Origin of the sequence: Paenibacillus hemerocallicola (assembly GCF_006265175.1) — a bacterium.
Taxonomy (GTDB): Bacteria; Bacillota; Bacilli; order Paenibacillales; family NBRC-103111; genus Paenibacillus_AB; species Paenibacillus_AB hemerocallicola.
Map to the genome: position 1 here is coordinate 1 of NZ_VDCQ01000108.1, position 20,775 is coordinate 20,775.

Below are 20,775 nucleotides of genomic sequence, written 5' to 3' on the forward strand. Positions count from 1 at the left end.
TAGTGCTGAAACCAACCTTATTTGTGGCTCAATCGGATGAAATCCGCTCGAAATCCGGCTCGCTGAAGGAAATAAGGTTGAAACCGACCTCGCTGCGCTATTCATGGTCCGTCTGGTTCTTTAATGACCTCGCGATGCCGTTTAGCTTCGAGACGCTGAAGCTGCAATAAGCACCTCCCCCCTCCTTGCAAGTAAATAAATAGCCGAATTCTCCCCAGAGGTGAAATCGGCTTTTTTTGCATACGGTTTCGGTACAAATTGCGGACGATCGTAAAATATCTTTTAATATTCCTTTACAAGAATATTCCCTATAGTGTATATTATAAATGTGAGTACGGTAACTAAGAAACGAAACGAGGTGGCTGATATGAATGGAACTGAAGGAAAAGCCCGCGCCGTACCCCATGCAACCGCTCGATTCCTTACCGGAATATCCGAATCATGGATATAGCGACATTTAGCGCACTGGCTGAACCTAACCGTTTCCGCATCGTAGAGCTCCTGCTCGACGGCCCCTTGACCGTAGGGGAAATCGCCGAACAGCTTCAGCTCCGTCAGCCTCAAGCCTCGAAGCATCTGCGCGTACTGCTGGAGGCCGGGCTGGTCGAGGTACAGGCTGTCGCCAATCGCCGGAACTACAAGCTCCGATTGGAGCCTTTCCAAGCATTGGACGCCTGGCTTGAAACGTACCGCGGTGTCTGGGATGAACGATTCGACGCTCTGGAGTCCTACCTTCGGAAGCTGAGAACGAAAGAAAACAAAGAAAGCAAAGAAAACAAAGAAAACAAAGAAAACAAAGAAAACAAAGAAAGCAAAGAAAACAAAGAAAACAAAGAAAGCAAAGAAAACGAACAAACCAACTAAATTTCAGGAGGAATTTTCAATGTCGAACAAAATGATTACCAAGGTTGAAGGTCGGGAGCTTATTTTGGAGCGCGTGTTCGAGGCGCCTCGCGAGCTTGTATTCCTGGCTTTCTCGGAGGCCGAGCATCTGAAGCAGTGGTGGGGACCCCGCGGCTGGACGCTTACGGTATGCGACATCGATTTTCGTCCGGGCGGCGTTTGGCATTATTGCATGAAATGTATGGATGAGAACCAAGGAGATTTCTACGGAATGGAATCTTGGGGCAAAGCCGTTTACGAGGATATCGTGAAGTCGGAGAAAATCGTCTACGTCGACTACTTCTCGGATGCCGAAGGCACCGAATCGGCGGAAATGCCTTCCACTGATGTGACATTGACATTCGTAGAGTTCGAAGGCAAGACGAAGCTCATCAATCGGGCGCTTTACGCCTCTCCCGAAGCGCTCAAAACCGTCTTGGATATGGGGATGGAGCAAGGAATTTCGGAAACATGGGACCGTCTCGACGAGCATCTGCAATCCGTTCAGTAATCGTCTCATCAGCAAAGCCGTCCGGCGTAGAGCCGACGGCTTTTTTTCATGCTATGCTTATCCCGGAACTGGAAACGATCGGCCCGATCGAGCGACGTGCGCCTGACGGCATCGTTTTATTCCTGGCCTCCGTAAGCGGATCACTTGCGGAGCAGCACTTTGCGGATTTCGTGGTTCGAGCCCTTGTGCAGCAAAAGCCGGGCGCGTCCTTTGGACGGTAAGATGTTTTCGCGCAAATTAACGGCGTTAATCTCGTTCCAGATTTGCGTCGCCGTCTGGACCGATTGTTCCTCCGTCAAGGTGGCGTACCGGTGAAAGTACGATTGGGGATCGCGGAATGCGGAATCGCGCAGCATGCGGAACCGTTCGATATACCACTGCTCGATGTCCCGCTCGTCGGCATCGAGATAAATCGAGAAATCGAAAAAGTCGCTGACGAACACGCGCGCCTCCTTGCTTACCTGGAGCACGTTAATGCCTTCCACGATCAAAATGTCCGGGTTGCGGACGACCTGCCGCCGATCGGGAATGACGTCATATACCAAATGCGAGTATACCGGGGCCGACACCTCGGGCTTGCCCGCCTTCACTTCGGTCAAAAACTGCAGCAACCGCTTGATATCGTAGCTCTCGGGAAACCCTTTCCGCTTCATCAGCCCCCGCTCCTGCAAAATCCGGTTCGGATGCAGGAACCCGTCGGTCGTCACCAGATCGACGTTGCGATGGTTCGTCCACCGCGAGAGCAGCAGCTGCAGCAGCCGGGCCGCCGTGCTTTTGCCGACCGCGACGCTTCCGGCTATGCCGATAATGAACGGCGTCTTCGCCTCGCGGCTCCCGGTGAAGGACACCGCCGACCGGTACAGCTGCTGGGAAGCGGCTACATGCAAGTTGATGAGCCGGGTAATCGGATGATAAATTTGCTCCGCCTCTTCGAACGGAATTTGATCGTTTAACCCCTTTAATCGTTCGAACTCTTCCTTGGTCAGCGGAAGAGGCGTATGGTCGCGAAGCGCCGCCCACTCCTCGCGACCGAACTCCATATATAGCGAATGCCGATTCATGTCAGTCTCCACCGTTCTTGTTGTAACTGAAAGACAGTATGAACGAGGGCGGCCTGTACGTCAAGAAAAATGTTGAAGAAATGCAGTCCTCCTGGGGAGCTAAAAGGAATTCCATACCGCAGCCGCTTCGACCTCGAACCGCGAGCTCGGATACGCCGGCTTGGCCGCTTTGCCGACAGAGACGAGCATTACCGGAATGTACCGCTCCGGTATCCGGAACGCTTCGATCAGCTTCTCCGAGTCAAAGCCGCCCATCGGGCAACTGTCGAGCCCTGCCTCCTTGGTGGCAAGCATCAGCTGCATCGCAGCCAGCGAGGCGTTCAAGAACGCTTGATCCCGCGCCGTTTGACGGTCCGTGAAGCGGCCTCGATTTGACCGATGAGTCTCGACTTGACCTCCGCATCCATGAAGCCTTTATCGACGGCATCCCGGTAAATCAATTCGGCGTTTCGATCGGTTTCCAAATCCCCCAGAACGGCTACCGTAAAAGAAGCGTCCTCAACCTGACACTGCCCGTAAGCGATCGGCAGCAGCCTCTCCTTAGCCTCCCGCTCGTCGAACACGAGAAATTTCCACGGCTGAAGGTTCCATGCCGAATCCATGCCGACCCTTCTGGGCAATGCTCAGCAGCTCGGAGATTTGCGTCCGGGTCACCGCATGACGTTCGACTAACGGGGACTTCACTTGCTGCTCCACAACCATCATGTCGTCTCCGGCTTCTCAATGGATTTTGCACACGCGCATACTTCAAGCATTCGCCGGAACGGCCGCGGCTATTCGCTCTGCCTGCTCCCAGTGCATGACAAAACCCCGGTTCATCGGAAACCGGGGTCTTATCGCCAAACTTACCCGCGAGCTTCGACGATCATGCTTAACCCGTTCTTCGGCCGCAGCGTTACGAGCGGCTCCAGCTCGACCGGCGGATGGCCGTCCGCAAGACGAAGCCCGAACCTTTGCCCGACTGTCGCGATAAGCAGCGCCGCCTCCATCATGGCGAAGTTGTTCCCGATACAGACACGCGGTCCTCCGCCGAACGGAAAGTATGCGAACTGCGGAATCGTCTTCATAAAATCCCCCTCGAACCGTTCCGGCCGAAACTCCTCGGGATTGTCGTAGTAAGCGGGGTTGCGATGCATGACGTATTGGCTCATCATGATCGTATCGCCGGGCCGGAACGTATGCCCGCCAATCTCCACCTCGTCTACTACCTCGCGGTTGATGGCCCATACCGCCGGGTAGAGACGCATCGACTCCCATAGCAATAGCTGCAAGTACTCCAGCTTGTCCAAGTCTTCCGGTGTCGGCAAGCGCCCTTGGAGCACCGAATCCAGCTCGGCATGAAGCTTCCTCTCCGCCTCGGGGTTCAAGGCAAGCAGATACCACGTCCACGAAAGCGTATTGGCCGTCGTCTCATGTCCGGCGAGGAAGATCGTCATCACTTCATCGCGCACCTGCTCGTCGGTCATGGCGCTCCCATCCTCGTCTCTTGCCGCCAGCAGCATGGACAGCAAATCTTTCCGCCCCGTCCCCGCTTCCCCGGCCGGCTGCTTGCGGCGCTTTTCGATAATGGAGTAGATGACCCCGTCCAGCAGCTTGGACGCTTCTTGAAATTCCCGGTTGCTCTTGGTCGGCAAGCTTGCGGGCAAATCGATAAACGAGGAGGCTCGCGTGCTCACATACTTCATACCGACATCGATAGCCCGGCCAATGCCGCCTACGATCTCTTCCTCCAGCCGAGAGCCGAACATCGTCTCCATAATGATATCGAGCGTAAGCTGCATCATATCTTCGGTAATGACCCGGGTTTGTCCGGTTTCCCACTGCGACGTCATCCGTTCGGCGTGGCGGACCATCGCTTCTCCGTAGGCCGATATCCGGTCTTTGCGGAACGAAGGCTGCATGAGCCTCCGTTGGCGCAGATGCTTCTCCTTCTCGCTGGTCAAAATGCCTTCGCCTACGACCGCCTTGGCCGTCTGCAAGCCTTTGGCTTTGCGGAAATGCTGCTGCTTCGTAAGCAATACCTCTTTGATCAGATCCGGTTCGGTCAGCAAATACAGATGACGGCTCGGCCCGAAGCGCAGATGAACGAGCTCTCCGTATTCGCGGAACGACTGTTCCAAAAAGTGCAGCGGATCTTTGCGAAATGCAAGGAGATTTCCTGTAATCGGCAGCCCTCTCGGGCCGGGTGCGGTTTTGGCGCTCACTGCGGAACCTCCTTATGTAACTAGCGATCTAGTGCGTATGCGTATAAAAAACTCTTGGAAAAGGCTTCGAGAGCGAGCCCCGTTTTTCTGGGGGTTGCCATGGGCATCGGCATGCCCGGAAACGACGACCCGGAGTCCATTAGTATCCGGCTGTGCCCTCCTTTTTATCCCGGAAATGGAAATAGCACGACCGTTCGCAGTCTGATAAGCTAACAGAAAGCCGTGCAACACTTCGTCGAACATACTGCGAACCGGTGCCATATCTATCTATCTATCTATCTATCTATCTATCTATCTATCTGCTCGCTCGAGGAGCGCATCTATCCGCTGTACGTGGCGAATACTTACATTCCATCTCCCTGAATCCGGATCGGTGGTTCTGTCCAAACAAACCCACGCTTGCAGCGGACGTCCGCGAAGCGTGGGTTTGGTTTTGTTTATAAATTTGCCCCGTAGTTCCGTGAGTTTATTCCCTTTTCCCTATTGCCTGCACCAGCCTCATCACGTCCTTGACGCCCCGCATGTAAAGCCGCTCCTTCTCTAATGAATCCGCTTGATTCCACACTTCCTCCAATTCGCAAAACCGGTTGAATTCGTTTTCGTTCTTTGGCTTTCGACACACTATCGCCTCGCCATAGTTGTACTCCCGAAATGGAAAATATGCAGTTATTTTCGGGATTGCACCGACTTGGCGCCCGATAGCTGGAAAAAGTCCATTTATTTCTCGCAATTAGGTTCCGTTCGCCATCAGCACAAGGAAATAGCTGCATGTTTTCCAGTTAATCCTCGCTTCCGGTCTTCGATGCCGCATTTAACTGGAGTTTTTGAAGCTGTTGAAAAAGTCTGCATCACGCCGCATTCCCCGCATCCCGACCCGCTTATACGCTCCCCGCATCCGCCGGATACACCAGCCCCATCTGCCGCCGCGCCTCGTCCATGATCTCCATCGTCCACAATGAATGCTCGAACGTATTCACGCCAGACTCCGACTCTCCGCGTTTTATGAGGCCAAGGAACTCTTTAATCTCATAAACCATCGTGTTGTCGGCCTGTTCCCTGGTCAAGTCCTCCACGGTACCGTCTCTGTACCTGATTTCCACCGTCTCCGGCTGGCTGATTTTGCCGATCACGATATTCCCGGTCTCCCCTTGAATTTCGGAAGGCAAGGAAGAATGCGTGATTTTGGAATACATGATGACCGCATCCATATCCGGGTACCGGAGCAGCAGGCTTCCCTCCCCGTCCACGCCGGACTCGAGCAGCACCCCGTTCGCTTGGACGGAGTCCGGCTTCCCGAACAGAACGACCGCCGGATAAATGCAATAAATGCCAAGGTCCATCAACGCGCCGTTGGAGAACACCGGATTGAACGCGTTCAAGACGTTCCCTTGCTTGTAGGCGTCATAACGGGAGGAATATTGGCAGTAGCTGGCGAAATAACGCCGGATCTTGCCGATGGAGCTTACGTTGTCGCGAATCGCTTGAAAGTTGGGCAAGAATGTCGACTTCATCGCCTCCATCAGCACAACGTTATAGCTCCGGGCGGCCGCGATCATTGCCCGCAGCTCTGCAGCATTGGACGCTACGGGCTTCTCGCACAGCACATGAACGCCGTGCTTCATGCAGGCGATTGCGTGCTCCGCGTGAAACGAGTTCGGGCTGGCGATGTAGACGGCGTCGATCTCGCCGCTCGCGGCCATTGCCTCCACATCCGAGTACGCATGCGGCGCTCCGTGCTTGTCGGCGAATTGCCGCGCCCGCTCCTCCGTCCGGGAATAGATGGCGGTCAGTGCGAAATCCCCGCATTCGCGGGCCGCCTCCAGGAATGACTCCGTAATCCAATTCGTGCCGATAATGCCGAATCTTATCATGGCAACTCCTCATGTTTTCGATATAGTGTTGACGGCCGCTCCGCCTTCGTCCGGCGGAAACCGACGCTCGATTCTTTTGCGAGCCGTCCTTCTGTTGTCTTCCCTTCCCTATTGTCGCAGAAAGAAGCGTTAACCGAAAGTGAGACAACCTCTTTCATTATGCAACCGCTCCGGGTTACACTATATGTAATCGTTTTTTTGGCAACAATAGCCATTTAGTACAGGTCTGCCTTGTACCGGATGGCGGAATCGATACAGACAAGGACGGATGATGGTGGCGTTCAGGAAATATGGGATTTGCACGCTGTTGGCGTTGGTGCCGGCGCTGCTGCTTGTACTGCTGCTGCCCCGATACATCTCGGCAGCCGAGCCGTCGCGCGCCGTGCAGGGCACGCTCGATTTGTCGGGACACGATCTCGGACAGGAGCCGGTCAAATTGATCGGCGAATGGGAAATGTATTGGGGGCAGCTGCTCGAGCCTGCCGGTCTGCACGCCAACGGAGACGCTTCCAGCGGACGGATGCATTATGCGAACGTTCCGCACGTCTGGGGAGCGCGGAGCTCGGCCCCTACCGAGAATGAAGGAGCCGCGACGTACCGTCTCCGCATCCATTTGGACGAGCCGGATTTCCATAAAGTCCATGCGCTCTATATCCCGGCCGTAGCTACTTCGTACAAGCTGTGGATTGACGGAGATCTGCTGGCCTCCAACGGCACGGTCGGATTGTCGAGAGAGACGATGCGGCCGAAAAATTACGCCAAAGTCGTCTATTTCCATCCACAAGGACCGGATACGGAGCTTGTCATCCAAGTATCCAATTTCGTGCAGCGCAAAGGCGGGCTGTGGGCGCCGTTATTTATTGGCGAAGCCTCTTCGATTACAGCGCTCCGTGAAAATCGCATGGCGTCCGATCTGTTCATCTCGAGCGCTCTGTTCATTCTCGGCTTTTATCACGTCGGCTTGTGGTTTTTCCGCAAAAAGGACAAGCTGATCGTTCTGATCGGCTGTGCCTCGCTGTTCTTCGGGCTTCGCTCCTTGCTCCTGGGCGAATCTCTGCTGGTGCGCTTTATTCCGCAGCTGAATTGGTCCTCAGCCGTCAAGCTGGAGTACTTGTCTCCCAACGCGGGCATTCTGCTGTTTGCCCTGTTCGTGAGGCATCTGTATCCCCGGGAAACGAGCCGGAAGGCGATTACCGCCATTATCGTCTGCTGCTCCTTCTTCTGCCTGCTTTCCGTCCTCTTCGAGCCGCGGATATTTACTTATACGATGGTGCCGGCCCAAATCGTCATCATAGCCGCATTCGTCTATATTTTGTACGTTTACGCCTTGGCCGTCAAACGCAAAAGGGAAGGTGCGCTTCTCAGCAGCTTGTCCGTATGCATCATGTTTGCCGCCGCTATGAACGACATTCTGTTCTACAACCAGCTCGTGTCGAGCGTCAACCTTGCTCCGTTCGGCGTCTTCGTGTTTCTGTTTGCCCAGACGATGATCGTGGCCAAGCGGTTTACCGGCGCTCACGTCAAGGTCGAGGAGATGGGAGCCGAGCTGAGGCAAATGAACGCGCAGCTCGAGCAGACCGTCGCCGAACGGACGGCGGAGCTGCGGCTGATCAACGAGCATTTGCTGGTCAAAAACGAGGAGCTCCATCAGGCGGAAGAATCCCGCCGCCAGCTCGTCTCGAGCATTTCCCACGAGCTCGGTACGCCGATGACCGCGATACAGGGCTACGTCAAAGCGATCAAGGACGGCGTGATCGAGCCGACCGAGAGCAAATATTGGAACACGATATACGATAAAGTGCTGTACGTGAACCGGCTGGTCAAAGATTTGTTCCAATTGTCCCGCCTGGAAGCGAAGCAGTTTAAATTCGACTTTGAAGCGATGCCGGCGGACGAGCTTATCCATAAACATTTGCGCAAATTGGAGTGGGACGTCCGGTCGCAAGGCGTCCGCTTTACCGTAGAGCAATTCTCGCCCGAGGACGGGTGGGACGAAACGTATGTGATGGTCGATTCGGTGCGCATCGATCAAGTCGTTACCAATATCGTGTACAATGCGCTGAAGTTCACGCCGGCCGGAGGCTCGATTGCGATCGGGTGCGAGCTGATGGAGGACGAGCTGATGGAGGACGAGCTGCTCATACGCATTACGGACACCGGGACAGGCATTGACGAGCAGTCGCTGCCGTACGTGTTCGACCGTTTCTTCAAAGATAGCCCGGCTGACGGCATGCAAGAAGGGACAGGCCTCGGTCTTGCTATCGCCAAAGAGATCGTTCTCGCTCATGGCGGCCGTATCGGGGTGGACAGCAAGCGGGGCGAGGGCAGCACGTTCTACTTTACCCTCCCGCTGGTCCCCACAAGCCCAACATGACAACCCCGGCGGTAATCAGCATCGAGCAGACGAGTCGACGCCTGCCTTGGGCTTCCCGCAATAGGAATACGCCCATCACCGTACCGAACACGGTGCCGATTTCCCTCATCGGGGCCAATTGGGCGACGGGCGCGAGAGTCAAGGCGAATAGAAACAGCAAATATCCGGCAGGAGCCAAAACGCCTCCCAATAAGATGACTTTCCAGTTGATCTTGATTTCTCTGCGGATAGCTCCGGACTTGAAGGTTGCCCAAGAAAGCGCCAATACGTTGCCGATATTCGAAGCTTCGTTCAATACAACCGCCGGAACATAGTCTAGCGCAATCTTATCGATGACGATATACCCGGCTATACACAACCCGACCGCCAAGGCCAGCATCGGGGCTTTGAGGGAAGTCCCCTGCTTGCGTTCAAGCCGGATGCCGCTCACCAGCACGATGCCGACCACGATCAAAGCGACTCCGGCCCAACCGAACGGGGACAGCCTCTCGTCAAGGAGGAACACGCCGGCCAGAGGAACGAGCAGCGGACTCGTCCCTCTCATGATCGGATATACTTGAGACAAATCCCCTACGGAATAGGCAGCTGCAAGCAAGACGACGTAAAGCCCGTGCAGCAGCATCGATGCCGATACGACAATTAGCGCGGTAGAAGAGTAGTGCACCTGATCCAGCTCCATGATCGTCCACGGCAGAAATACCGCTATCGCGATAAGCTGGCAGCCCCAAAGAAACACATGCTTGTTCATGCTCCGTTTCGTGTACAAATTCCATACCGCATGGATGAAGCCCGATCCGAGCACGAGCAGCGCCGCTATTCCGAGCATACGCTCCCCTCCTTTCCCAATCCGGCCGCCACCTTGTACCGGACCCCGTAACGCGAAAAAACCATACACGTGTAATTATACTCCAACCGTGTATGGCCGTATCTCGCCTATTAACCTGTCAAGGCGGTCTCGGACCTGCACCCGACTCAGGTGCCGAATCTTTGTCTGTACCCGCATTTTCGGCAAAGCTCCTCGACGGCCTCTCTTCTCGAAAATCCGTCGACCAGCTTGTTCGCCCTCTCCCCTTCGACGATATCGGTGAAGGAAGCGTTGTTCACATTGCCCAAGTTGATGACACCCTCGCCGTCCAGACAGCACGGCACGACCGTCCCGTCCACCAGAATCGCGGCCTGGCTCCGGAGCGCGTGGCAGAAGCCTTTCCCTTCATCCTCGGGCGCCTGCAGACTCGGCCATCGAAATTCATGGTCCTGATTCAAGTAGACGTAGTCGGCAATTTTGACCCCGCTGCCCGCCACGACCTTCTCCTCGATCCTGTAATCGAGCCCGAATTCATTCTCGAGAATTTCCAACGTTTGCCGGTTGCGCCTTCTCTCGCTCGTCGTGACGTTGTCCTTCTGCAAATTCCATAGCCGGAACGAGACGAGCACCCGATGCTTGACCGCTTCCCGGACGAAGGAAATAATATCGGCCAAATACCGCTCCCGGTTCGTCGACCCTTCGTGCCCGTCGAAGCTATGGAGGGAAAAGTTCATTTGGCGCACCGCCGGTTTCCCCAATATTTTGGGCCCGGCTTTCGTGATGAGCGTTCCGTTGGTCGTGATGTTGACCTTAAACCCCCGGGCATGGCTCGCGTCCAACAACTCGTCGATTTTCGGATGGAGGAGCGGCTCGCCTTTGACATGAAGGTATATATGCTTCGTATGCGGCTTAATTTGCTCCAATATGTTTTGAAAGGCGTCCAGCTTGATGAAATTGGCTTTTCGGGCCGTTTGCGGACAGAAGCTGCAAGCCAGGTTGCACACGCTCGTAATCTCGATATATACTTTTTTGAACGTTTTCAAGAGCCAGCTCCCCATTCCGAACCGTTATGCCCGTTCAGCCACCGCAGCATTTTTTGTACTTTTTGCCGCTGTTGCAAGGACACGGGTCGTTGCGGCCTACTTTCTTTTTCGTTGCGAAATCGTATACGCTCGCGGACGAACCGTGCTTGGAAGGGACCGGTCCGCTCCTCGCGGTCGATAGCTCTTCCGGAGTATGGCCCTTGAGATACCACTGCCTCGTATCATTGTACAGCCCCACGATACGGTCCATAAACTGTTGAACCATCTCCAGCCGGTCCATCTCGAAGGATTGCTGCAGCGCCTGCAGGACGCTGGCCGGAGTACCGCCATTCCGGATGATCGACACGCTCTCTTCCACGTAGCCATCCGCCTCTTCCCGGCGCAGGTCGTACCCCTTGATCAGAAATTCGACGAAAGCCGTATAGCTTGCATGACGCTCGACAAACCCGGCCTCTCCGGCACGCAGCAGTTGCACCCTCGTGAACGGATACAGCGGCACAATCGATCTTGCTTTCTGTTCTTGCCTGATCTTGTCCGGATTCCACACCCAGGCGTCGGACGCTTCGTCGCGAGTAACCCGGATTTCCCGGTAAAACGATTCCGCTTCCTGCAGAACCGGCTCGCACAGGACCGGATCGACCTCGGCTTCCGAATGCTGCCCGATCAGCTTGTAAAGCTCACCTGTGCTCAGCACCCCATAATAATGGAGAAGCCCCTGCGCCAGCTTGATCCACTCCGTATTTCTCCGAACCGCTTCGCGCAGCGATGCGTCGTCGTTCGCCCGGAACGACTCGACCACTTCCTTCGGCATCGCCAGCGTCTTATTTTCTTCATACGTTCCTGGAAAAAGAATGCCCAGCTTATGAAAGTAGTCGAGCTGGTACGGCTCCAACTGCAAGAAAGCGTCGCCGCCCTTCTCCGCTACATGCTTGACGATTTCGTATCGGCTCTCGTCGAATCGCCGCCATATAGGACGCAGAGCCTCGGATGCGTGCTGCTCCATGACGGCAATCAATTCTTGCTTCTTAAGCGAACTGGCTCCCCGTATATTCCAATTCGACCGGATTGTCGAAAGGTCCTGTTTCGTCAGCCTTGCCAAACCATTCCCGAGGGTAAGCGGCACTTCGATCGCCGACCAGCGCTTCTCCTCCTCTTTCGCTTCCATTTGCCTTGCCGTTTTCTTGGCTTCCTCCACAGCGTTCAACAGCACGTTTTGATCCTTGCTGCTCAGGCGCTTATCCATAATCTCACCCTTTCTAATAGATAGGACATCCTGATCCCTTAAGCATTATAGCACAAATCGAAAGGTCCGGAAGTTTCGGAAGCCGTCACGGCAAAGCCTGACAGTCGGCGAACAATTAGGCGGGTTCGTTTGAGGCTGTTGAAAAAGTCTGCAAAGAGAGGAAGCGCCGGAGACAGGAGGTGAGGGAATGCGCTCCACATCCGTTAACATCGTGTTGTTTGTAAGATTTTAGCGGTTACAACACGATTTTAAAATCAAGCGCTTTGCTTTCCTTCCCCCACCTCCTTTTTGTATGACAATTCTCTCTTTTTGACTTTTTCAACAACCAGGTTCGCTTGCAGCTATTTTCCGCATGTCGGGGCTCTATTGATCATAAACTCTCATACGGTTGTTTTTCGGGTTATGCTCTACCTCCGCAAGCCCCAATTCTTCCAATAAAGGAGGCACGTACATGCCGAACCGTCCGCGCAGCCCTTTCTTCAACCCGTACCAGCCGCCGACCGGATTGTCGGACGAACGGCCCCATGCTTCGACCGTGCCTTCCTTGGCCGGTTTCTGCTCGTCCGCGCTGCCGAGCTCCATCCAGTCCCCGTGCCGCTTCAGCATGTCGTGCAGATCGGCGATGCAGCGGTAGTCATAATGAAGCACCGTCTTGCCTACCGTGCAAACCAATATCGCTTTGCCATCCTTCTCGTCCTTGTACATTTCGTATTCGGACGTTTGCGGCGGCGTTTTCAACAGCCACGGATTTTGTTTTGTCCCTTTTTCCAACGTCATATCATTTCTCCTTCTCGTTGCAAATTGGATGTCAGTATTATTATACAATAAGCGCAAAATTAAATATTTTTTCATCATAATCGCTTGAATATTTGATATAAATATAAATAAGTATTTATTTCTTATTGATAATTATTATCGTTTTGATTATAGTGAATTTATATCAATTGATGAGGTGATTCTATTATGAGCACAAATCCGAACAAGCTTACGACCAGTTGGGGCGCCCCGGTCGGGGACAACCAAAATTCGATGACGGCCGGTGCGCGCGGCCCGACCTTGATCCAGGACGTCCATCTTCTCGAGAAATTGGCGCATTTCAACCGGGAGCGGGTTCCCGAACGCGTCGTTCATGCCAAAGGCGCCGGAGCGCACGGTTATTTCGAGGTGACGAACGATTTATCGGGCTATACGAAAGCCGCTTTTTTATCGGAAGTGGGCAAACGCACTCCCATGTTCATTCGTTTCTCGACGGTTGCGGGCGAGCTCGGCTCGGCCGATACGGTTCGCGACCCGCGCGGATTCGCCGTGAAATTTTATACCGAGGAAGGCAACTATGATCTGGTCGGCAACAACACTCCCGTCTTCTTTATCCGCGATGCGATCAAATTTCCCGACTTTATCCATACGCAGAAGCGCCATCCGCAAACCCATCTGAAAAATCCGAATGCGGTATGGGATTTCTGGTCGTTGTCTCCCGAATCGCTGCACCAGGTCACTATTCTCATGTCCGACCGCGGCATCCCGGCAACGCTCAGGCATATGCACGGCTTCGGCAGCCATACCTTCAAGTGGGTGAGCGACCGAGGCGAAGGCGTATGGGTGAAATATCATTTCAAAACGGAGCAGGGCGTCAAAAACCTGGACGTCGACCTGGCCGCCAAGCTGGCGGGCGAGAATCCGGATTACCATACCGAGGACTTATTCAATGCGATTGCAAACGGCGACTTCCCGGCCTGGAAGCTGCACGTACAAATTATGCCGCTGGAGGATGCGGACACTTACCGCTTCGATCCGTTCGATGTGACGAAGGTGTGGTCCCAGAAAGACTATCCGTTAATCGAAGTGGGCCGTATGGTGCTGGACCGGAATCCGGAAAACTATTTCGCCGAGGTCGAGCAGGCGACGTTCTCCCCGGGCTCATTCGTGCCGGGCATCGAAGCTTCGCCGGACAAAATGCTGCAAGGCCGTCTTTTCGCTTATTCGGACGCCCACCGCTACCGGGTCGGCGCCAACCATAACGCGCTGCCGATCAACCGGCCGAAGGCGGAAGCGAACAACTATCAGCGCGACGGACAAATGCGGCCCGACACTAATGGCGGAGGCTCCGTCTACTACGAGCCGAACAGCTACGGCGGACCTGCCCAATCCCCCGAGCACAAGCCGGCCGCATATGCGGTTTCCGGCCAGGCCGATAGCGTCGCCTACGACCATCACGATCATTATACGCAAGCGGGAGACTTGTACCGACTGCTGAGCGAAGACGAGCGCGAGCGTCTCGTCCGGACGATCGTCGGCGCGATGATGCCGGTGGAGAAGGATGAAATCAAGCTGCGCCAAATCGGGCATTTCTATAAAGCCGACCCCGATTACGGACAGCGCGTCGCGGCAGGGCTCGGCCTGTCTGTCCCGCAGGGAGACTGAGGTTCAATTTGGAACGGCGAGCCCCTGCTCTCGTTCAACAATCAGCTCGAAAACAAACCTCCATCACCGCATTTATAGCGGGTGTGGAGGTTTTGTCGTTCCTATCTGGATTTTCCTCATCAGGTTCTGTCCTTTTCATACAGACCGACGATCGCCGCCGCTTGGCCGACGAGACGGGCTCTCAGCTCGGCCGGCTCCAGCACGATCAGCTCCGGTCCGATGGCCAGACATATTTCGCACGCGGACTCCAGCGTATTGAATTCGACCTCGGCTTCCGTCCAATCGTCCCGCTTCCCCGAAGCTACCGATATGACTTTCACATATCGTTCTTGCCGAATGCGATGCAGCGCAGTTTGGGCCATGCTTAGTTTGGCGGCGTATTTCGGCAACTCTGCCGTGAAGCGCTCCATGGAATGCTTCCAATACGAGGCAAGCTGAAATTCGTCCGGTCGCCGGAACGTTTCTGCCGTCAGCTTCGCCGAGCGTATTCGGGATACGCGGTAAGTCCGGTACTCCCCATCTATCTCCGCCACGACGTACCACGTGTTCCGTTTCGCCACCAACCCCAGAGGATGAATGGTTCTTTCGACGATTTCGGCTCCCCGTTCATAGGCAATCTCCAACTTCCGCTCCGCCCATACCGCCTCTTGAATCGCCGGCAAGCAAGCGGACGCGTCGCTGCTTGGCTCATGCCAACCTGCTCCGTCGATATGAATACGCTGACGCGTAAATTCGGCTTCGTGCTTGAACGAGTCCGGGGCGGCAGCCCACATTTTCTGGTAAGCGGCGTCGTAAGCTTCCCGTTTGCCCAGATCGCTCAGAAGCTGGATCGAGCCGGCCAGCAGCAGGGTGCTGAGCTCCTCGGATTTGAGGCCGGTCAAGCTCGTCCGATATCCTTCGGTTAGCTTCCAGCCTCCCTGCGACCCTCTTTCCGAATAGACCGGAATGCCCGCCGCACTCAACGCTTCCATATCGCGATGGACGGTCCTTTCCGACACCTCCAGCTTGTCGGCTAATTGCTTCGAGGTCATTTGCCCATGATTTTGCAGCAGCAGCAAGATCGAGATAAGCCGGTCCGCTCTCATTCGCGCGCCCTCCTTTACACCAATAGTCGTTGTCGTGTTGCATCTATTGTAGCCGCGATATACGTCATTCTTTGTCATATATGCCGAAAAAGAAAAGCCCCGAACGGAGCTTCTACTAACGCGCTTCTTGGGGAAGGCGCAGGATAACGGAACAACGTTCCGCTATCCTCAATATTTCCCGCTTTTCGTTGAAAATAACGGAAACGGCTTCCGTTATACGCCGAAACCGGGATATGCCGGCTCCCGAACAAGCCGAGTAACGGAACTCCGTTCCTCTATTTGGCGTACGGACTCGTTTTACGAGTGAATAACGTACTTCCGTTCCGTTATCTCCAATTTGCGGCGGGATACGCAACGCAACGTTACGTTACGTTACGTTACGTTACGTTACGTCTTGTCACGTCTTGTCACGTCTTGTCATGCTACGTCATGTCACGTCACGTCATCCGCCGGATCGCTTCAACCGATTGCCGGAAGATGATCGCCTTGTCCGGGTCTTGGAACAGCGGGGCTCCCGCGAATACTTGTATCCCTCGCGATTGAACCCCCGGTGTGGCCGTTTCCGCCAAGCTGTCGGGTAAATCCCCCGCATCGAGAATGAGCTGGACGTTGCGGTCGGCCGGCACGAATTCGGGCGACCGGTCGAGCCACTCGCGTCCCCATCCCGCTCCTCGCCCGCTTTTCTTGCAATAGATCAGCGGCGTAAATACATCTATCGCTTCGGCCAGCATGTTGTAATCCTGTGCGAATATGCGGGTAAGCGCGCCGTCGAATTGCTCCGGAGTCCATGGGCACATATAGGCTCCGACTATGCATTCGGGCAGTTTGCTCTTGACGATCGCCGAATAGCGCAGCGCATAGTCGGCGATTTTACGGCATTTGTGCGCTTTCCATTCCTCCGCGTAGCTTCCCAGTATCCGTTCCGGCGTCGTAGCGTCCAAACCTGTCGTTTGACAGAAATCGGCTATGCAGGCGGGACAGAAGCAGCTTTCCTGAAGATCGGGCTCCGGCGTCTCGAACCAACCGGCAAAGGTCAAGTAATCCAGCCAGACGCCTCTCGGCTTGAATGTTTGCAGGCCATCCAGCAGTTGGGCCTCGATTTCCGCCAAATGGTCCTTCTGGGACAAGCAAATCCCCTGCACCAGCCGTCCGTAGCGGATCGGCCGGCCATCGGCTCCGATCGGGATCAGCTCCGGATGCTTCTGGAAATCGGCGCGAAACGTTTTGAACTCGACGCAAGCATCGAGCCCGCGTTCCGAGCAATCCGAGAAAGCCCGTTCATTGAATCCGTGAAACCATACCGCATTGACTCCGTATTCCGACACATCCGGGGGCAACTGCGCACTGCCATAAGGTCCGAACAATAAAGGTATCGACATCCCCATGCTCCTTGTCTGAGCTTATCGTCACCGAGTGCTGCGCTCACCCTCATCATAATACATCTTGTTCCCTTGTACTACACGTGGATCGATTAACTTCTTCTCCCCATTACGTTACGTTCCGCTCCCGTGCTCGTCGCGCGCTAACGGCATGCCGCAGCTTTGGCAGTTTTTATACGCTTGTCCCATTTCCTCGACTCCTCCATTCGGCAAAGTCGCTCTACTGTACCAAGTATATAACGGAGCTGCGCCAGACGGCCGGTTTGTCGCCTTTATCCGCATTTTAATTCCGTTTTATTGCCGCTGGAATCTATTCCCCCTATAATTAATTTTATGGACATCATTTGCCTCCCGCATCGCTTTGAAGACGAAGCAGATCCATGCCGTAACGATCAATGAAATGAGTATAGGAGGCAGTTATGGCGAACAACCGATCCGACCCCAACCGGTATAGCGGTTCTCCGAAACACGATAGAGCCGAGATCGAGCGCGAATGGGAAAAGTTTATGTCCGGCAGCGCCTCTCCGCTTAACGTAAACACGTTCATGCATAATTCCTGGAAACGATGCCTGGAGCAGGGCGTCGATCCGCTTCGCATGCATCCCGTACCCAACTTGGGGATGGATCAAATTCAAGATTTCGTAACGTCAGACCCGTTATTCCGAATGGTCGAACCGTTTTTGAGAAAACTCAAGCAACTGGCCGACCATACCGGCTATCTCGTCACATATTCCAACGCGTCCGGCGAAGTCGTATATTACGACGGCGATCGGCCGCTCATGCTGAAAGCGGAAGATATCAACTTCACGCCCGGTTCGGCGTGGAGCGAAAGCATCGCGGGGACGAACGCCATCGGAACGGCGCTGGCTACCGGCGTCCCGGTCCAAGTGTTCGCGAGCGAGCATTTTTGCCAACAAATCCATGGCTGGACATGCTCCGCCGCCCCCATCCGCGACCCGGGTACGGGGAAAGTACTCGGCATCATCGATCTGACCGGCTTCTGGACCGCCAATGACCCGAAATCGCTGGATGCCGTCGTCGGGACAGCCGGGAATATCGAGAATATGCTGTGCAACCAGTTGAGGTTGGAACGTTACCGGCTGGCCCAGCATTACGTCGAGCTTACGAGAAGGAGCTCCGTGCCCGTAGCGGTTACGGACCGGGGCGGTCGGGTAATCAAAGCCTCGAAGCTTTTGTACGAGAAAGGCTGGATCTCGCCTAACCACTGGATGGAGCCTGCGTCTCTCATCCAGCAAGCATTCCCTTCCAAGGCATGCTGGGAAGACAAGCGCGATCAGAAAACTTGGCGATTCGAGCTGACGCCTTTCTTTTACGGAGGATCAGCAATCGGATCGGTCATTACCGCCCTTCCGCCGGATATTGCCGCCTTCCACGATTTGCCCGATTTCCGCCATATCGAGTCGGCCCCGGCGCCGCTCCATACCGTCGATACGACTGCCAGCGAGAAAGCCCCGCAGCAAGACCGCTTCTACAAATCGCTGTTCGAGCACCATCCGGATGCCATCTTCTCCTACGATCTGCAAGGGACTCTCCTCGACGCGAATCCGGCTGCGGAAAAGCTGCTGGGCTACAGCGCAAGCGAGCTGAAAACGATAACGGTTCAACACTTGACTCTCCCGGAGTACCGAGAACGAAAGCTGCGGGCTTTTGCCCATGCGGCAAGCGGCGTGCAGCAGGAGTACGAGGCGGCTATCCGCCATAAGCAGGGACACCAGCTGTACGTATCGTTCAAAAGCTTCCCGATTATTGCCGACAACGAAATCGTCGGCGTCTATGAAACCGTAAGGGACATCTCTACGAATCATCAGCAAGTTTACGAGGATTTGAAGTCCACCAAAGAACAGCTTGAATTTTACTTCCGCAATACGGAAGATGCGATTCTCGTCATAGACGCCGACCTCCATATCGTGAAGGCCAATCAATCGTTCGAGCGCGTATACGGCTGGACGGAGCAGGAGCTGCTCGGCAAAGAGCTCCCGACGATTCCGGAGCATTTGAGTAACGAAAGCGAACAAATCCGCTCGAGCCTGTTAAGCTCCCGGCATGCCATCCCTTATGAGACGGTTAGGCGGCGCAAGGACGGCAGCTTGATCCAGGTAAGCAATTTCGCCTCCCCCCTATTCGACGGCAAAGGCAATGCTATCGCCTATGTGCTCATTTCAAGAGACATTACGGAATTGAAGCAAACCGAGCAATTGCTGCGCAATACGGAGAAGCTGGCCGTCGTCGGTCAACTGGCGGCAGGAATCGCCCACGAGATTCGCAATCCGCTAACGACGCTCAAAGGCTTTCTAAGCCTGCTGAAATCGCAAGCGACGCATAAAGACAACTGGTACATGGACGTCATGATGTCCGAAATCGGACAAATCGAACGGATCGCCGACCAATTTCTGACCGTGGCCAAGCCGCAAACCGCGACTTACGAGACCGTCAACCTGGAGACCGTGATCCGGCAAGTGGCTTCGTTTCTGCATCCGATCGCGACGATGAACAATGTGCAAATCGGAATAGAGTCGGAGGCCGGCGAACCGGCCCTCCCCTGTGAGCCGAATCAGCTTAAGCAAGTATTTATCAATATCGTCAAAAACGCCATCGAGGCGATGCCGCAAGGCGGGCAAGTCGATATTCACATTGCGCGCCATCCGGATTCCATCTCCGCTCGGGTCATCGACTACGGGCACGGAATCCCGCAGGACCGGATTCCCCACCTGGGCGAACCGTTTTATACCCTGAAGGAAAAAGGAACCGGGCTAGGCTTGATGATTTGCTACAAAATCATCAAGGAGCACGGCGGAACGATTGGCATAACAAGCGAAGTCGGCCGGGGCACCGCGGTCGAGATCCGTTTGCCGCTAAGCGGCGCGGTTACCCGCTAAGCTCGGGATCAACAAAGCAAAAACCCTCTCTTGCGAAAAGAGAGGGTTCATCTACATGCACCGTTCCATTTTATTTAGCGGAATACTCCAGCTTCGCTCGATCGAGCATGGTTTTCCAATCCGCGAACTCCGTCTCTCTGGCAACGTGCCGGTCGAACAGCTCGTCGGGGATGTTTTCGATTTCTTCATGAGTCTTGGCTTGGAAATTGCCCTTTTCTAGAAACCCCTCGAAGCTCTTAAAGTTGGAATACTTGCTCATGAACAATTCATTGAACAATTTGTCCAAAGAAATATGGTTCGGGTCTTCTTGAATCGCCTTCTGGCCTTGCAATTCTTTAAGCAGCTCATCAAACGACATCGGCTTGTGCTTTTTCAGATTACCACTCCTAAATACGATTTAGGATTCATTATACCACACCGAGGGGGCGTTTGCTTACAACGGATTTAGCCTATTTTCTCGATAAAGATGCCCACGCGCTTTCAAGCCACTGCTCAAAGTCTGCGCCTTTATCGCCTTCGTACGTATCGAACACATCCACTCTCGTCTTTTTCAGCTTGTCCTTGAATTGTTCGTACGTATGCTCTTCCGGCAAGCTTTTCTTGATTCTCACCAAAACTTTAGTAGTGCCTTTGATCAGCTCGCCCTTTTTCCTTGGCGGCATTTGAACCTCTTCGCCGAACGCTTTGAGCTTGCGGAAAGCGGCCTCTTGGATGCGGTACACGGCATCGTTTTTCATTCTATGCGTCAATATGTCGATGGTTTGCTCGTTTTTCCACTTCCCCAGCTCTTCCACAGCCTCCAACCGTTCTCTCCAATTGGACGTCCGGTTGGCCGCTTTTTTCAACTCCTCATAGTTGGAGGGCAATTCGCTTTTTACGGTTTTACGATTCAAGTGTATGATCTCCTTTAACGTTTATCTAACAATCAACATACACATGATTGGACTAATGTTCAAGGTGCTATATAAGTTGAACTAAATGTTTTAACGTTCATTCCAT

General features: G+C 54.4%; 18 protein-coding genes and 1 pseudogene. 5 read left to right on the plus strand and 14 right to left on the minus strand.

The features are described 5' to 3' along the window. Positions 1–441: 441 nt before the first annotated feature. Positions 442–759 (plus strand): annotated as a pseudogene (locus FE784_RS38935) (ArsR/SmtB family transcription factor); the annotation flags it as partial. A gap of 124 nt (positions 760–883) precedes the next feature. Then, complete coding sequence (locus FE784_RS38940; RefSeq protein WP_139607689.1) at positions 884–1,393, plus strand: SRPBCC domain-containing protein; 510 nt, start codon at positions 884–886, stop codon at positions 1,391–1,393. A gap of 140 nt (positions 1,394–1,533) precedes the next feature. Here the strand turns inward: FE784_RS38940 and coaA are convergent, their stop codons facing one another. From coaA to FE784_RS38960, 6 genes are all read right to left on the minus strand, one after another. Next, complete coding sequence (coaA, locus tag FE784_RS38945) at positions 1,534–2,454, minus strand: type I pantothenate kinase (RefSeq protein ID WP_139607690.1); 921 nt, start codon at positions 2,452–2,454, stop codon at positions 1,534–1,536. A 99-nt stretch (positions 2,455–2,553) separates the two neighbouring features. Beyond that, complete coding sequence (locus FE784_RS42540; protein WP_281287212.1) at positions 2,554–2,778, minus strand: nitroreductase family protein; 225 nt, start codon at positions 2,776–2,778, stop codon at positions 2,554–2,556. Further along, on the minus strand, positions 2,775–3,056 hold the full coding sequence (locus FE784_RS42545; protein WP_281287213.1) for a nitroreductase family protein: 282 nt from the start codon (positions 3,054–3,056) through the stop codon (positions 2,775–2,777). Before FE784_RS42545 ends, FE784_RS42540 begins: the two co-directional genes overlap by 4 nt. Before the next feature lie 243 nt (positions 3,057–3,299). Then, positions 3,300–4,658 carry a cytochrome P450 gene (locus tag FE784_RS38955; protein ID WP_139607691.1) on the minus strand — a complete coding sequence of 453 codons (1,359 nt, stop codon included), beginning with the start codon at positions 4,656–4,658 and terminating at the stop codon, positions 3,300–3,302. A 466-nt stretch (positions 4,659–5,124) separates the two neighbouring features. After that, a complete protein-coding gene (locus tag FE784_RS41410) occupies positions 5,125–5,280 on the minus strand; it encodes a hypothetical protein (protein WP_176706838.1) in 156 nt (51 codons plus the stop codon). Positions 5,281–5,536: 256 nt separating this feature from the next. Further along, the gene (locus FE784_RS38960) at positions 5,537–6,529 is read right to left on the minus strand and encodes a Gfo/Idh/MocA family protein (RefSeq protein WP_139607692.1); all 993 of its coding nucleotides are present in this window, start codon (positions 6,527–6,529) and stop codon (positions 5,537–5,539) included. Between the two features lie 274 nt (positions 6,530–6,803). Between FE784_RS38960 and FE784_RS38965 the strand changes: the two genes are divergently transcribed. Then, positions 6,804–8,903, plus strand: coding sequence for a sensor histidine kinase (locus tag FE784_RS38965; protein ID WP_176706839.1), 2,100 nt, complete (start codon positions 6,804–6,806; stop codon positions 8,901–8,903). On the opposite strand, the gene FE784_RS38970 is transcribed toward FE784_RS38965, so the two are convergent. From FE784_RS38970 to FE784_RS38985, 4 genes are all read right to left on the minus strand, one after another. Continuing rightward, positions 8,869–9,729: a DMT family transporter gene (locus tag FE784_RS38970; RefSeq protein ID WP_139607694.1), complete on the minus strand. Its 861-nt coding sequence runs from the start codon at positions 9,727–9,729 to the stop codon at positions 8,869–8,871. The genes FE784_RS38965 and FE784_RS38970 overlap by 35 nt on opposite strands. Before the next feature lie 146 nt (positions 9,730–9,875). Continuing rightward, entirely contained in the window at positions 9,876–10,751 is an 876-nt protein-coding gene (locus FE784_RS38975) for a radical SAM/SPASM domain-containing protein (RefSeq protein WP_139607695.1), read from the minus strand. 34 nt (positions 10,752–10,785) lie between these two features. Continuing rightward, complete coding sequence (locus tag FE784_RS38980) at positions 10,786–11,994, minus strand: SEC-C metal-binding domain-containing protein (protein WP_139607696.1); 1,209 nt, start codon at positions 11,992–11,994, stop codon at positions 10,786–10,788. Between the two features lie 363 nt (positions 11,995–12,357). Continuing rightward, positions 12,358–12,771 carry a DUF6855 family protein gene (locus FE784_RS38985; protein WP_139607697.1) on the minus strand — a complete coding sequence of 138 codons (414 nt, stop codon included), beginning with the start codon at positions 12,769–12,771 and terminating at the stop codon, positions 12,358–12,360. Between the two features lie 186 nt (positions 12,772–12,957). Between FE784_RS38985 and katA the strand changes: the two genes are divergently transcribed. After that, positions 12,958–14,415, plus strand: coding sequence for a catalase KatA (gene katA / locus FE784_RS38990; RefSeq protein ID WP_139607698.1), 1,458 nt, complete (start codon positions 12,958–12,960; stop codon positions 14,413–14,415). Positions 14,416–14,534: 119 nt separating this feature from the next. On the opposite strand, the gene FE784_RS38995 is transcribed toward katA, so the two are convergent. Then, positions 14,535–15,500 (minus strand): helix-turn-helix transcriptional regulator, encoded by a 966-nt coding sequence (locus FE784_RS38995; RefSeq protein WP_139607699.1) that lies wholly within the window; start codon positions 15,498–15,500, stop codon positions 14,535–14,537. 437 nt (positions 15,501–15,937) lie between these two features. Next, the gene (locus tag FE784_RS39000; RefSeq protein WP_139607700.1) at positions 15,938–16,879 is read right to left on the minus strand and encodes a hypothetical protein; all 942 of its coding nucleotides are present in this window, start codon (positions 16,877–16,879) and stop codon (positions 15,938–15,940) included. Positions 16,880–17,298: 419 nt separating this feature from the next. Here FE784_RS39000 and FE784_RS39005 point away from each other — a divergent pair, with 419 nt between their 5' ends. After that, the gene (locus FE784_RS39005) at positions 17,299–19,776 is read left to right on the plus strand and encodes a PAS domain S-box protein (protein ID WP_139607701.1); all 2,478 of its coding nucleotides are present in this window, start codon (positions 17,299–17,301) and stop codon (positions 19,774–19,776) included. Positions 19,777–19,846: 70 nt separating this feature from the next. Here the strand turns inward: FE784_RS39005 and FE784_RS39010 are convergent, their stop codons facing one another. Next, a complete protein-coding gene (locus FE784_RS39010) occupies positions 19,847–20,134 on the minus strand; it encodes a hypothetical protein (protein WP_139607702.1) in 288 nt (95 codons plus the stop codon). Between the two features lie 91 nt (positions 20,135–20,225). Further along, entirely contained in the window at positions 20,226–20,669 is a 444-nt protein-coding gene (locus FE784_RS39015; RefSeq protein ID WP_139607703.1) for a HEAT repeat domain-containing protein, read from the minus strand. Between the last annotated feature and the right edge of the window lie 106 nt (positions 20,670–20,775).

What these genes read in the sequence shown, in the direction of transcription:
- FE784_RS38985 (WP_139607697.1), bottom strand. Translation starts at nt 12,771, where the DNA reads ATGACGTTGGAAAAAGGGACAAAACAAAATCCGTGGCTGTTGAAAACG.
- FE784_RS39010 (WP_139607702.1), bottom strand. Translation starts at nt 20,134, where the DNA reads ATGTCGTTTGATGAGCTGCTTAAAGAATTGCAAGGCCAGAAGGCGATT.
- FE784_RS39005 (WP_139607701.1), top strand. Translation starts at nt 17,299, where the DNA reads ATGGCGAACAACCGATCCGACCCCAACCGGTATAGCGGTTCTCCGAAA.
- coaA (WP_139607690.1), bottom strand. Translation starts at nt 2,454, where the DNA reads ATGAATCGGCATTCGCTATATATGGAGTTCGGTCGCGAGGAGTGGGCG.
- katA (WP_139607698.1), top strand. Translation starts at nt 12,958, where the DNA reads ATGAGCACAAATCCGAACAAGCTTACGACCAGTTGGGGCGCCCCGGTC.
- FE784_RS38960 (WP_139607692.1), bottom strand. Translation starts at nt 6,529, where the DNA reads ATGATAAGATTCGGCATTATCGGCACGAATTGGATTACGGAGTCATTC.
- FE784_RS38940 (WP_139607689.1), top strand. Translation starts at nt 884, where the DNA reads ATGTCGAACAAAATGATTACCAAGGTTGAAGGTCGGGAGCTTATTTTG.
- FE784_RS38995 (WP_139607699.1), bottom strand. Translation starts at nt 15,500, where the DNA reads ATGAGAGCGGACCGGCTTATCTCGATCTTGCTGCTGCTGCAAAATCAT.
- FE784_RS38970 (WP_139607694.1), bottom strand. Translation starts at nt 9,729, where the DNA reads ATGCTCGGAATAGCGGCGCTGCTCGTGCTCGGATCGGGCTTCATCCAT.
- FE784_RS42545 (WP_281287213.1), bottom strand. Translation starts at nt 3,056, where the DNA reads ATGGATTCGGCATGGAACCTTCAGCCGTGGAAATTTCTCGTGTTCGAC.
- FE784_RS38980 (WP_139607696.1), bottom strand. Translation starts at nt 11,994, where the DNA reads ATGGATAAGCGCCTGAGCAGCAAGGATCAAAACGTGCTGTTGAACGCT.
- FE784_RS39000 (WP_139607700.1), bottom strand. Translation starts at nt 16,879, where the DNA reads ATGTCGATACCTTTATTGTTCGGACCTTATGGCAGTGCGCAGTTGCCC.